A 12,641-nucleotide genomic window follows, 5' to 3' on the forward strand; every position below is an offset into this window, starting at 1 on the left:
CGCCGGCAAGCCTGCCGTACGGCTATTGGCAAACGCAGAATGAAAGCAATTCGCTCAGCTATGGGCGAAGATATCCGCCTCTTCCCAGCCGAGCAGATCGAGCTTGGCGCGGGTCGGCAGGAATTCGAAGCAGGCCGTCGCATGATCGTAACGGCCGTCGCGGATCAGCCGCTCCGTCAGCTTGTCGCGCAACGCATGCAGATAAAGCACGTCGGAGGCGGCATATTCGAGCTGGGCCGGGGACAGCGTCTCGGCTGCCCAATCGGAGGATTGCTGCGCCTTGGAGACATCGACGTCGAGCATCTCCTTGAGATTGTCCTTGAGGCCGTGGCGATCCGTATAGGTCCGGATCAGGCGCGAGGCGATCTTGGTGCAGAAGACCGGGGTCGTCGTGACGCCGAAGGTATGGAAGAGCACGGCAATATCGAAGCGGCCGTAGTGAAAGATCTTCTGATGGGTGGGGTCTTCAAGCAGGGCGACGAGATTGGGCGCCTCTTTCTGACCGGCGGCGATACGGATGATATCGGCGGTGCCGTTACCCGGCGAAAGCTGGACGACGCAGAGCCGGTCACGGCGCGGCACTAGGCCAAGCGTTTCGGTGTCGATCGCAATCGCGCCGGTGTAGCGAGCGGCATCGGCCGCGGAAATATCGCCTTCGTGGTAACGTATGGTGGCCGCCATGAGACTGTCTTTCGTACGAATGCATCTCTTTGGGCTATAGCGCAAAGGCGCAGAGTGCGAAACCGCTTTGCTGCGGTAGAGCGCCATGTGTCCTCTGGATGCACAAGGACGCTCTACCTTTTTCAATCTCCGCATCGCGCTTTCCGGAAATCGAATCCGATTTTCGGGCCGATGCGCTGCAGTTCAGAATGTCGGCGGCGTGTTGATCCAAAGAAGCACGGTTTCGCCATCGTGGCGGTTGCGCCAGGAATGATCGCGGCGGCTTTCGAAATAAAGTGAATCGCCGGGGCCGAGATCGAAGAACTGATCGCCGTCGAGCACCAGTTCGAGCCGGCCGGACAGAACATGCATGAATTCCTCGCCCTCGTGGCGATAGGCGCCCTCGCTGGCAGCACCCGGCGCCAACACGAAACGATGGCAATCCATCATCCGGCGGCCTTCGGCGAGGAGCTGTACGGTGACACCCGGCGTCGTTTCCGGCCAGGCGCGACATTCACCGGCGCGCACCAGCGCCGGCACCTCCCCGCTTTCCTCACCTGAGAGGCGCGAGACGGTGGTGCCGTAATACTCTGCCAGATCGTGCAGCGTCTTGAAGCTGACGCCCTGCGAGGTGCGCTCCAGTGTCGAGAGCGTCGACGAGGTGACGCCGATGTTGCCGGCCACCTGATCGAGCGTCTTGCCGCTCGCATGGCGCAGGCTGCGCAGCTTACGGCCGAGGCCGGTATCCTGACTTGCCTCGGCGCCATTGGCGGAAGGTTCCTCGCTCTCCAACGCCTCGCGGATTGCCGCGGGATTGAGCCCGCGCTCGACACGATACCAGGAGATGCGCTTCAGCCGCGCCACATCGTCGGCGCTGTATTGCCGATGGCCGGTTTCGGAACGACCGGGAACCACCAGGCCCTGGCTTTCCCAGAGGCGCAGCGTCGAGGCCGAAACGCCCGCCAGCCGCGCGGCTTCCGCCACCTTGTAGCGCACAGGCCCGTTATCGTTCATCCGCCAATATCCCTGATTCCAATCGCCCCAGAGCTTTCATCAAAAAACGTGATGTTTGAAGCAAAAAATGCCGCTTGTTTTCTTGCAGGAAAAATGTAGGTGTTTTATATACGCCTTGCAGAAATTATGCAAGATAGCTTTCAAACCCCTTTCAACGCAGGAGCCATCGATGAACGCGACAAGCCTTACCGACCGGAAGAACGCCGCTATTTCACGCGGCGTCGGCATGACCACGCAGATCTATGCCGATCGCGCAGAGAATGCGGAGATCTGGGACAAGGAGGGCCGCCGTTACATCGATTTCGCCGCCGGCATCGCCGTTCTCAATACCGGCCACCGCCATCCCCGGGTCATCGCAGCGGTCAAGGATCAGCTCGACCGCTTCACCCATACCTGCCATCAGGTGGTGCCCTATGAAAGCTACGTGCACCTTGCCGAACGGCTGAACGCGCTGCTGCCTGGCGATTTCGAGAAGAAGACGATCTTCGTCACGACGGGCGCCGAAGCGGTCGAGAACGCCGTCAAGATCGCGCGTGCCGCAACCGGCCGCTCGGCCGTCATCGCCTTTGGCGGCGGCTTCCATGGCCGCACCTTCATGGGCATGGCGCTGACCGGCAAGGTCGTGCCCTACAAGGTCGGCTTCGGCGCGATGCCCGGCGACGTGTTCCATATTCCCTTCCCGGTCGAGCTGCACGGCGTCACCGCCGATCAGTCGCTGGCGGCGCTGAAGAAGCTCTTCGCCGCCGATGTCGATCCGCAGCGCGTCGCAGCCATCATCATCGAGCCGGTGCAAGGCGAAGGCGGCTTCTACTCCGCACCTGCCGCCTTCATGAAGGCGCTGCGCGAGCTCTGCGACCAGCACGGCATTCTGCTGATCGCCGACGAGGTGCAGACCGGTTTTGCCCGGACCGGCCGGATGTTCGCGATGGATCATCACGAGGTGGTGCCCGACCTGACGACGATGGCAAAGAGCCTGGCCGGCGGCTTTCCGCTCGCCGCCGTCACCGGCCGCGCCGAAATCATGGATGCGCCGGGACCGGGCGGGCTCGGCGGCACCTATGGCGGCAATCCGCTCGGGATCGCGGCCGCCCATGCCGTGCTCGACGTCATTGTCGACGAAGATCTCTGCAACCGCGCCAACCAGCTTGGCGGACGGCTGAAGCAGCGGCTGGAATCATTGCGCGAGACGGTGCCCGAGATCGTCGATATCCGCGGACCGGGCTTCATGAACGCCGTCGAATTCAACGACCGGACGACGGGACTGCCGAGCGCGGAATTCGCCAACCAGGTGCGTCTGATCGCGCTCGACAAGGGCCTGATCCTGCTCACCTGCGGCGTCCATGGAAACGTCATCCGCTTTCTTGCACCGATCACCATCCAGGACGAGATCCTCGGCGAAGCCCTCGATATCCTCGAAGCTTCGATGCTCGAAGCAAGCGCGGCCAAGTGATCGCACCCGAACCTGATTTCAATGGCTGCCGGCAACCGGCAGCCGCACTCCCAAGGAGGATATGACATGGCTTTCACCAGCGCACTGACCAAGCACGTTCCCTTCTCCTCGCCCTTGCTGCGTGATGCCGGCTATATCGACGGCGTCTGGACATCAGGCGATGCCACAAAGACTTTCGACGTGCTGAACCCGGCAACCGGCGAGCTGCTCGCCTCGCTGCCCGGTATGGGTGCGGCGGAGACGCGGGCGGCGATCGATGCGGCCCATGCCGCCCAGCCGGGTTGGGCGGCCCGTCCGGCCAAGGAGCGCAGCGCGATCCTGCGTAAATGGTTCGACCTGATCGTCGCCAATGCCGATGAACTCGCCGCGATCCTGACCGCCGAAATGGGCAAGCCGTTCCCGGAAGCACGCGGCGAGATCCTTTATGCCGCGGCCTATATCGAATGGTATGCGGAAGAGGCCAAACGCATCTATGGCGAGACGATCCCCGCGCCTTCCGACGATAAACGGATGATCGTCATCCGGCAGCCGGTCGGCGTCGTCGGAACGATCACGCCGTGGAATTTCCCGGCAGCGATGATCACCCGCAAGATCGCCCCGGCGCTTGCCGTCGGCTGCACCGTGGTCTCGAAGCCCGCCGAACAGACGCCGCTGACGGCGATCGCGCTTGCCGTGCTCGCCGAGCAGGCAGGCATTCCGTCCGGCGTCTTCAACGTCATCGTCGGGGTCGACGGTCCGGCAATCGGTCGCGAGCTCTGCGGCAATGAAAAGGTGCGCAAGATCAGCTTCACCGGCTCGACCGAGGTCGGCCGTATCCTGATGCGGCAATGCGCCGACCAGATCAAGAAGGTGAGCCTGGAGCTCGGCGGCAACGCGCCCTTCATCGTCTTCGACGATGCCGATCTGGACGGTGCCGTCGAAGGCGCGATCGCCTCGAAATACCGCAATGCCGGCCAGACTTGCGTCTGCGCCAACCGCCTCTACATCCAGTCGAACGTCTATGACGCCTTTGCCGCCAAGCTTGCCGCCAAGGTCGCCGAGATGTCGGTCGGCGACGGCTTCAAGCCGGGTGTCGTGATCGGGCCGCTGATCGATGAACAGGGCCTTGCCAAGGTGGAAGACCATGTCAGCGACGCGCTTGCCAAGGGCGCCAAGGTGCTGACCGGCGGCAAGCGCATCGACGGCGCCGGCACCTTCTTCACACCGACGGTGCTGACCGGCGTTGCGCGCGGCATGAAGGTGGCGCGCGAGGAAACCTTCGGGCCGGTGGCGCCGCTCTTTCGCTTCGAGACGGTCGAAGATGTCATTGCCCAAGCCAATGATACGGAATTCGGTCTTGCCGCCTATTTCTTTGCTGGCGACCTGAAGAAGGTCTGGCGGGTGGCGGAAGCGCTGGAATACGGCATGATCGGCATCAATACCGGCCTGATGTCATCCGAGACGGCGCCCTTCGGCGGCATCAAGCAATCCGGCCTCGGCCGCGAAGGCTCGCGGCACGGTGCCGACGACTATCTGGAAATGAAATATCTCTGCATCGGCGGCGTCTGATTCATCATCCTAATGAGAGGGCACGCGGCATTGCGCCGCGTGTCGTCAATAATGCGGCGGGCGGGTGATCGCTGGCGCGTCCAGCGACTGCTCCTCCAGCGACAGGAAGCGTTCGGCCAGCCGGTCGAGCTTGGTGCGCAGCTGCTCGACGGTCTTCCATTGCTCGGCGAGCTGATCGGAAAGCTCTTCGATCGTCTTTGCCTGGTGGGCCAGCATTTCTTCCAGTTGGGTGATGCGGCTCGTCTCGTCGGACATCGATCCTCCTTTGCCGAAACCGGCAGAACAGATGGTTCTCCCAAAGCGGAAATAGGCCACCTCGTCAATGCTTTCCATGCCCGGCGCGGCCACGCGCAAAACTGTACCGTTTGGTTACTAAAAGACCTTGCCGTGCCTGATGTTGTGGGGTAGGCCAGTTGTCCATCTGGGAGGAATACTGATGGATGCAGGAAACGGCTTTCTTCATCCGGACCGGCTTTTTCCGGCTGATCCGGCAACACGGACCATCGCGCGAGACCTCTACGAGACGGTGCGCAATCTTCCGATCGTCAGCCCGCACGGGCATACCGAACCCTCCTGGTTCGCCGACGACAAACCCTTCGAAGATGCGGCCTCGCTGCTGGTCATTCCCGATCACTATCTCTTCCGCATGCTGCACAGCGTCGGCGTCACCTTGGACGAGCTCGGCGTGCCGCGGCTCGACGGCAAACCGGTGGCTGAGGGACGGACGATCTGGCGGACCTTTGCCGCGCACTACCACCTTTTCCGCGGAACGCCTTCGAGCCTCTGGGTCGACCACGCCATCTCGGCCGTGCTCGGCTGCACCGAGCCGCTGACGGCTGATAATGCCGATGCGCTCTACGACCATATCAATTCCCAGCTTGCCCTTCCCGAATTCCGCCCGCGGGCGCTGCATCAGCGATTCGGCATCGAAACGATCGCAACAACGGATGGGGCGCTCGACCCTCTGGCACATCACCAGAAGATGGCGGCCGACGGCTGGATCGGCAAGGTGCGCACCACCTACAGGCCGGACAGCGTCACCGATCCCGATGCCGTCGGCTTCCGCGACAATCTCGTCAAGTTCGGAGAGATCACCGGCACTGAGGTCACGCGCTGGGACGGCCTGATCGAGGCGCATCGGCGCCGGCGCGCTTATTTCCGCCAGTTCGGCGCCACCGCGACCGATCACGGCGTGCCCACCGCCTTTACATCAGACCTGCCGCTTGCGGAAAAACAAGCGCTGCTCGCCAAGGCGCTGAAGGGTCCGCTTTCGCCTGAGGAAGCCGAGCTCTTCCGCGGCCAGATGATGACCGAGATGGCCGGGCTTTCGGCCGAAGACGGCATGGTCATGCAGATCCATGCCGGTTCCAGACGCAATACCGACCGTGGGCTTTTCTCGACCCGAGGCCCCAATATGGGCGCCGATATCCCGACACGCACGGACTGGGTCGGCGGCTTGAATGCGCTGCTATCAAAATATGGCCACGCACCGGGTTTGCGTGTGCTGCTCTTCACGCTCGACGAGACGACCTATGCACGCGAGCTGGCGCCGATGGCTGGCCATTGGCCCTGCCTGATGATCGGCCCGCCCTGGTGGTTCCACGACAGCCCGCTCGGCATCCGCCGTTACCTCGACCAAGTCGTCGAGACGGCGGGTTTTGCCAATATGGCGGGTTTCAACGACGATACGCGCGCGCTGCTTTCGATCCCGGCCCGGCATGACGTCTGGCGCCGCGAAGTCTGCCGCTTCCTTGCCCAGCTCGCCGCCGAGCACCGGCTTTCCAAGCGGGAAGCCGAGATCGTCGCAGGCGAGCTCTCCTATGGCAATGCAAAGAAGGCTTACAAGCTGTGACCGAACGACTGCAGACCCTTTCAGGCCTCGCCTCGACGGCGAAGCTTCCCGCCTATGACCGCAACCAGCTGAAAAGCGGCATCCTGCATCTTGGGCCGGGCGCCTTCTTCCGCGCGCATTTCGCGCCGTTTACCGATGCCGCACTTGCCGCAGAGGGCGGAGACTGGGGCATCGAGGTGGCAAGCCTGCGAACGGCCGATGTCGCCGATCACCTGAGCGCTCAGAACGGGCTTTATACGACGCTGATCCGCGACAGCTCGGGCACGACGGCTGAGGTGATCGGTTCGATCCTGAAGGCGCATGTGGCGCCGCGCGATCCGGCCGGCCTGCTGGCGCGGCTCGAAGATCCCGCTATCCGCATCGTCAGCATGACGGTGACGGAAAAGGCCTATGGTTTCGATCCGGCAACCGGCGGCCTCGATCTGAAGCACCCCGATATCGTCGCCGATCTCGCCAGCCGGCATGCGCCGCGCGGCGTTATCGGTTACCTCGTCGAAGGCCTTGCGCGCCGCCGGCAGAAGGGGATCGCGCCCTTTACGCCGCTCAGCTGCGACAACCTGCCGAGCAACGGCGCCGTTCTGAAACGCCTCGTGCTCGAATTCACCTCCCGCATCGATCCCGACCTGCATCGCTGGATCGAAGCGAATGTGCCCTTCCCTTCGACGATGGTCGACCGCATCACGCCGGCAAGCACCGAAGCGACCTATGCCGATGCCGAGCGGCTCACCGGCCGCACCGACATGGCGGCGGTCGAGACAGAGCCTTTTACGCAATGGGTCATAGAAGATCATTTCGCCAATGGCCGGCCGGCCTGGGAAAAGGTCCGCGGCGCGCTGATGGTCGAGGAAGTCTCGGCCTACGAAAAAATGAAGCTGCGGATGCTGAACGGCGCCCATTCGCTGCTCGCCTATCTCGGTTACATCGGCGGCTATGAATTCATCCGCGACGTGATGGACGATGCAGCCCTGGCAGCACTTGCCTACCGCCACATGCATGCGGCCGCGCGTACGCTCGATGCGGTTCCGGGCATCGATCTCGATGCCTATGCCAGCGAATTGATAGCACGCTTTGCAAACAAGGCGATCGCACATCGCACCTATCAGATCGCCATGGACGGCACGCAGAAACTGCCGCAGCGGCTGCTGGAGCCGGCAAGCGAGGCGCTGGCGCATGGCGACAGGGCGGAGACCTATGCGATCGCCGTTGCAGCGTGGATGCGCTATGCGATCGGCGAGCATGGCAACGGTGAGCGCTACGAACTGCGCGATCCCAGGGCTGCGGAAATTGCCGCTCTCATTGCCGATATCCCGCGCACCGGCCTGGCGATCTCAGCGGCTCTCTTCACCCTTCCGGGACTTTTCCCAGCGGCTTTGACAGGCCACCGGGCATGGACGCAGGATGTGGCTGACAAGCTGGAGATCCTGATCCAGGACGACCGGCTGCCGCTGTTCTGAGGCTTGGGGTTGCCGTATGGCACCCCCCTCTGCCCTGCCGGGCATCTCCCCCACAAGATCGTAAAGAGTCTTTCACCGCGCCGACGCGCGTGGCTGGATTCCTGTGACGGGCACAGGAATGAGGGAGTTCGGGGTTACAGGCTCTTCTCAACCATACGGGATGGTCAGACCTTCACCCGCGCCATATCGGGATCGTAGAGCGGCGACAGCGATACCTTGCAGGGGATGCGTTCCCGCGCGACGTCAAGCTCATAGGTGCCGGAGAGGACGAAATCCTCGGTCACGCCGTCGGGGCTGCGGACGTAGCCGTAACCGATCGGCTTGCCCAGCGTATAACCGAAGCCGCCGCTCGACAGCCAGCCGACGCGCTTGCCATCGCGATAGATCGTTTCACGGCCGAGCAGCACGGCATCGGCATCCTCGGGAATGAAGCAGGCGAGGCGCTTCTTGACGCCGCCCGCAAGCTGCCGCTCGATCGCCTCACGGCCGCGGAAGGGAATATTCTTCCGCATCTTCACCGCCCAGCCGAGGCCGGCTTCAACAGGCGTATGGTCGGGACCGATATCCGAACCCCAGGCGCGATAACCCTTTTCCAGGCGGCAGCTCTCAATGGCGCGGTAGCCGGCATTGACGAGGCCGAGCTCGCCGCCTGATGCCATCAGCACGTCGTAGACCGTGGTCGCATATTCAATGGGAATATGCAGCTCGTAGCCAAGCTCGCCGACATAGGTGATGCGCAGCGCCCGCACGGGGCAGCCTGCAATGCCGATGGTCCTGACCTTGCCGAAGGGGAAGGCCGCATTCGAGACGTCGCTGCCCGTCACCTTTTCCAGCACGGCGCGGGAATTCGGTCCCATTAGCGACAGCACGGAATAGGCGGATGTGACATCGACCAGCTCGGCATGCATCGCCGCCGGGATATTGCGGGCGATCCAGTCGAAGTCATGGGTGGCGAAGCCGGTACCGGTGACGACGTAATATTCGTTCTCGGCGATGCGGGCGACCGTCACGTCGCATTCGATGCCACCCTTATCGTTCAGCATCTGCGTGTAGATGAGCGATCCCACCGGCCTTGCGACATCGTTGGAGGCGATCCAGGACAAGGCTGCCTCGGCATCCCTGCCCTTCAGCACGAATTTGGCAAAGGACGTCTGGTCGAAGATGACGGCCGCCTCACGCACGGCCTTATGCTCGCGACCGACCGCATCGAACCAGTTCTGCCTGGTGTAGCTATAGATATCCTTCGGCTCCTCGTTGGCGAAGAGATCGGCAAACCAGTTCGGCCGCTCCCAGCCGAGCTTTTCGCCGAAACAGGCGCCCTGCGCCTTCAGCCGGTCATAGAGCGGCGATTTACGGCAGGGGCGGCCGCTCGAATGTTCCTCGAGCGGCCAGGCCATGGTGTAATGTTTGCCATAGGCTTCGAGCGTGCGTGTCCGCACCCAGTCGGTATCGAAATGCGGACGTCCGAAACGGCGGATATCGACCGGCCAGAGATCATAGGGCGGTTCGCCCTTCGTCACCCATTCGGCAAGCGCCATGCCGGCGCCACCGGCCGAGGCGATGCCGAAGGCGTTGAAACCGGCGCCGACGAAGAAATTCTTAAGCTCCGGCGCTTCGCCGAGAATAAAGTTGCCATCCGGCGTGAAGCTTTCCGGGCCGTTCAGCAACTGCTTGACGCCGACATTCTCCAGCGCCGGAACGCGGCCAAGTGCCTGTTCCATGATCTGCTCGAAATGGTCGAAATTGCTGTCCAGCAGCGTGTAGTGGAAACCGTCGGGGATACCGTTTTTCGCCCAGGGAATGGGGCTCGGTTCGTAGCCGCCCATGACGATGCCGCCGACCTCTTCCTTGTAGTAGGTCAGGCGATCGGGATCGCGCAGCGTCGGCAGGTTGGAGGGCACGCCGAAAGATTCGGTGATGATGTATTGGTGCTCGACGGAGACCAGCGGCACGTTGACGCCGAAGCGGGCGGCGAAGGCGCGCGTCCATTGGCCGGCACAGACGACGATGTGCTCGCATTCGATGCGCCCTTGCGCCGTGACGACGGCACGGATCCTCCCCTTGTCGATTTCAAGGTCGAGGACTTCGGTATCCTCGAAGATCGAAACACCCGACATGCGGGCGCCTTTCGCCAACGCCTGGGTGATGTCGGAGGGATTGGCCTGGCCGTCGGTCGGAAGGAAAGCGGCGCCGACGAGATCGTCGACCGTCATCAGCGGCCAGAGGTCGAAGGCTTCCTGCGGCGTCAGCAATTGCATTTCGAGGCCGAAGGACTGGGCGGTGGTCGCCTGGCGCCTGACCTCGGTCCAGCGTTCCTCGTTGCAGGCAAGGCGCAGGCCGCCATTCATCTTCCAGCCGGTGCCGAGACCCGTTTCCGCCTCCAGCCGCTTGTAGAGATCGACGGAATAGCCGAGAAGCTGGGTGATGTTGGCGCTGGTGCGCAGTTGGCCGACGAGGCCGGCGGCATGGAAGGTGGTGCCCGAGGTAAGCTTCTTGCGCTCCAGCAACACGGTATCGGTCCAGCCGAGCTTGCCGAGATGGTAGGCTGTCGAGCAGCCGATGATGCCGCCGCCGATGACCACGGCTTTCGCCGTCTTCGGTAATTCCTTCGTCATTTATCGGTCCTGTTCAAAGGCTTGATAGGCGCGCTCGAAGCGCGCAAGATTTTCGGCCGTATAGCCGGCGTAATCGAAATCGATGCTGGAATGAATTTCCGAAATCATGCTCCAGAGCGTCTCGCGCAGCAGCGAGGCACATTTCATCGCGGCATAGCGCTTGCTGAGATCATCGGTCAGCGGCCGGTCGAAATAGGTCTCCAGCATCGTGCGCTCGGCCGCTTGCGAGAGATCGTTGTTGGAGGCCAATCCGCCAAGATCGAAAAGCGGCGTGTTGAAGCCGGCATAGTCCCAGTCGATCAGCCAGAGCCGCTTGCCGTCATCGAGAAAGTTGGCGGCCAGCAGGTCGTTGTGGCCGAAGGCGATCTCGAAAGGCCCTGCCGCTTCTTCCAGCGTCTCAGCCCTGCCGACGAGCCCCGGCAGCAGCGGAAGATAGCTGCTCGCCGACGCCTTCAGATTGGCGGCGTAATCGCGGATGACGTGGAAGACCCAGAAGATCATCGCCTGGCCGCGGAAATGCCGGGCGATGTCGCGATGGCAGGCGCGCACCAGCGGCAAGACCCGGGCGAACATGTGCGGCGTCCTGACATCCTCCGGCGAAAGCGCCCGCGCCTCGATATATTCGAGCACCAGCACGCCCGGCGAATGATGGATGACGGCAGGCGATATGCCGGCGGCATGCGCCGCGCGGCTTGCAGCAAGCTCGTTCTGCCTGTTGATGTGATGGATCGGAATATCGGTGCCGAGCCTGACCACGCAGCGCGCGACGGCATCGCTGACCAGATAGTTTCTATTGGTGATGCCGCCTGCTATCGGCGAGATTGCGATCGGCCCCTGCCAGATGCCAAGCGCATGAATCCTATCTTCAGGCGTCATGCTCAACCCCCTTGCGGCCCCTCGTGAAATGATGGGCCAGAGGAGGATCGGCTGTCAAGCAGCGGTGCGCTTAGATCGTCTTGCCGGCAGCATCGAAGACGTGGCAGCGGGCCGGGTCGAAGGAAGCCCTCACATTGGCGCCGCGCTCCACCTTCTGCTGGCCGTCGAGCGCGACGGTCAAGAGCTGGTTATCCGGCGTCGTGGTGTAGAGCATGGTGGCGCCGCCGAGATTTTCGACGAGATCGACGTTGACGGTCGACAGTGTGATTGCGCCTTCGGCCAGCGAAAGATGCTCGGGGCGGATGCCGAAGGTGACCTCCTCTCCCGTGCCGCCTTTCAGCCGGCGCGGCAGGCGGACGGAATTGCCGCAGACATGGATGCTGGTTTCGGTCTCGCCGACCTGCTCGATGCGGGCCTTCAAAAAATTCATCTTCGGGCTGCCGATGAAGCCAGCGACGAAGCGGTTGGCCGGGTTGTTGTAGAGATCGAGCGGCGCGCCGACCTGCTCGATACGGCCGGAATTCAACACCACGATCTTGTCCGCCATCGTCATGGCTTCGACCTGGTCATGGGTGACATAGATCATCGTATTGCCGAGGCTGCGGTGTAGGCGGGAGATCTCGACGCGCATCTGCACACGCAGTTCGGCATCGAGGTTCGACAGCGGCTCGTCGAACAGGAAGATCCGCGGCTCGCGCACGATGGCGCGGCCGATCGCGACGCGCTGGCGCTGACCGCCGGAGAGTGCCTTCGGCTTGCGCTCCAAGAGTTTCTCGATCTGCAGGATCTCGGCGGCGCGCTTCACCTTCGGCTGAATATCGGCCTTCTTGTAACCCGCCGTCTCCAGGCCGAAGGCGAGGTTCTTGTAGACCGACATATGGGGATAGAGCGCATAGGACTGGAAGACCATGGCGATGCCGCGCTTGGCAGGCGCCACCTCGTTCATGCGCTCGTTGTCGAGCAGCAGCCCGCCGCCGGTAATCTCCTCGAGACCGGCGATCATGCGCAGCAGGGTCGATTTTCCGCAGCCCGAGGGGCCGACAAAAACGACGAATTCGCCGGGATCGATCGTCAGGTCGATGCCATGGATCACATCCAGCGAGCCGTAGCGCTTCTCGACCTTCTGAAGAACGACACTGGTTGCCATCTTGTCAAAACCCTCTCTTTTTATT

At 62.7% G+C, this 12,641-nt stretch carries 10 protein-coding genes; 4 read left to right on the forward strand and 6 right to left on the reverse strand.

The genetic code is table 11. The annotated features are described in order from the left end of the window. Positions 1-54: 54 nt before the first annotated feature. Together GFM02_RS28265 and GFM02_RS28270 are read right to left on the reverse strand one after the other, a co-directional pair. On the reverse strand, positions 55-681 hold the full coding sequence (locus tag GFM02_RS28265; RefSeq protein WP_020052310.1) for a ribonuclease D: 627 nt from the start codon (positions 679-681) through the stop codon (positions 55-57). A gap of 183 nt (positions 682-864) precedes the next feature. Next, complete coding sequence (locus tag GFM02_RS28270; protein WP_168323485.1) at positions 865-1,674, reverse strand: MerR family transcriptional regulator; 810 nt, start codon at positions 1,672-1,674, stop codon at positions 865-867. A 169-nt stretch (positions 1,675-1,843) separates the two neighbouring features. Between GFM02_RS28270 and GFM02_RS28275 the strand changes: the two genes are divergently transcribed. Then, complete coding sequence (locus tag GFM02_RS28275) at positions 1,844-3,124, forward strand: 4-aminobutyrate--2-oxoglutarate transaminase (protein WP_168323486.1); 1,281 nt, start codon at positions 1,844-1,846, stop codon at positions 3,122-3,124. A gap of 66 nt (positions 3,125-3,190) precedes the next feature. Then, positions 3,191-4,672 (forward strand): NAD-dependent succinate-semialdehyde dehydrogenase, encoded by a 1,482-nt coding sequence (locus GFM02_RS28280; RefSeq protein ID WP_168323487.1) that lies wholly within the window; start codon positions 3,191-3,193, stop codon positions 4,670-4,672. A gap of 45 nt (positions 4,673-4,717) precedes the next feature. Here GFM02_RS28280 and GFM02_RS28285 read toward each other — a convergent pair whose 3' ends face one another. Beyond that, positions 4,718-4,927, reverse strand: a complete 210-nt coding sequence (locus GFM02_RS28285; protein WP_168323488.1) for a SlyX family protein — start codon at positions 4,925-4,927, stop codon at positions 4,718-4,720. Between the two features lie 181 nt (positions 4,928-5,108). Here GFM02_RS28285 and uxaC point away from each other — a divergent pair, with 181 nt between their 5' ends. Beyond that, entirely contained in the window at positions 5,109-6,524 is a 1,416-nt protein-coding gene (uxaC, locus tag GFM02_RS28290) for a glucuronate isomerase (protein WP_168323489.1), read from the forward strand. Continuing rightward, positions 6,521-7,978 carry a mannitol dehydrogenase family protein gene (locus GFM02_RS28295; RefSeq protein ID WP_168323490.1) on the forward strand — a complete coding sequence of 486 codons (1,458 nt, stop codon included), beginning with the start codon at positions 6,521-6,523 and terminating at the stop codon, positions 7,976-7,978. Before uxaC ends, GFM02_RS28295 begins: the two co-directional genes overlap by 4 nt. Before the next feature lie 164 nt (positions 7,979-8,142). Here GFM02_RS28295 and GFM02_RS28300 read toward each other — a convergent pair whose 3' ends face one another. The 3 genes from GFM02_RS28300 to GFM02_RS28310 form a co-directional block, all read right to left on the reverse strand. After that, on the reverse strand, positions 8,143-10,593 hold the full coding sequence (locus GFM02_RS28300) for a GcvT family protein (RefSeq protein ID WP_168323491.1): 2,451 nt from the start codon (positions 10,591-10,593) through the stop codon (positions 8,143-8,145). Beyond that, positions 10,594-11,469 carry a phosphotransferase gene (locus GFM02_RS28305; protein WP_168323492.1) on the reverse strand — a complete coding sequence of 292 codons (876 nt, stop codon included), beginning with the start codon at positions 11,467-11,469 and terminating at the stop codon, positions 10,594-10,596. Positions 11,470-11,539: 70 nt separating this feature from the next. Continuing rightward, on the reverse strand, positions 11,540-12,616 hold the full coding sequence (locus GFM02_RS28310; protein WP_168323493.1) for an ABC transporter ATP-binding protein: 1,077 nt from the start codon (positions 12,614-12,616) through the stop codon (positions 11,540-11,542). Positions 12,617-12,641: the final 25 nt, after the last annotated feature.

It is taken from the genome of Rhizobium leguminosarum bv. viciae (assembly GCF_012276115.1).
Lineage (GTDB): Bacteria > Pseudomonadota > Alphaproteobacteria > Rhizobiales > Rhizobiaceae > Rhizobium > Rhizobium leguminosarum_T.

What these genes read in the sequence shown, in the direction of transcription:
- GFM02_RS28265 (WP_020052310.1), bottom strand. Translation starts at nt 681, where the DNA reads ATGGCGGCCACCATACGTTACCACGAAGGCGATATTTCCGCGGCCGAT.
- GFM02_RS28270 (WP_168323485.1), bottom strand. Translation starts at nt 1,674, where the DNA reads ATGAACGATAACGGGCCTGTGCGCTACAAGGTGGCGGAAGCCGCGCGG.
- GFM02_RS28275 (WP_168323486.1), top strand. Translation starts at nt 1,844, where the DNA reads ATGAACGCGACAAGCCTTACCGACCGGAAGAACGCCGCTATTTCACGC.
- GFM02_RS28280 (WP_168323487.1), top strand. Translation starts at nt 3,191, where the DNA reads ATGGCTTTCACCAGCGCACTGACCAAGCACGTTCCCTTCTCCTCGCCC.
- GFM02_RS28285 (WP_168323488.1), bottom strand. Translation starts at nt 4,927, where the DNA reads ATGTCCGACGAGACGAGCCGCATCACCCAACTGGAAGAAATGCTGGCC.
- uxaC (WP_168323489.1), top strand. Translation starts at nt 5,109, where the DNA reads ATGGATGCAGGAAACGGCTTTCTTCATCCGGACCGGCTTTTTCCGGCT.
- GFM02_RS28300 (WP_168323491.1), bottom strand. Translation starts at nt 10,593, where the DNA reads ATGACGAAGGAATTACCGAAGACGGCGAAAGCCGTGGTCATCGGCGGC.
- GFM02_RS28305 (WP_168323492.1), bottom strand. Translation starts at nt 11,469, where the DNA reads ATGACGCCTGAAGATAGGATTCATGCGCTTGGCATCTGGCAGGGGCCG.
- GFM02_RS28310 (WP_168323493.1), bottom strand. Translation starts at nt 12,616, where the DNA reads ATGGCAACCAGTGTCGTTCTTCAGAAGGTCGAGAAGCGCTACGGCTCG.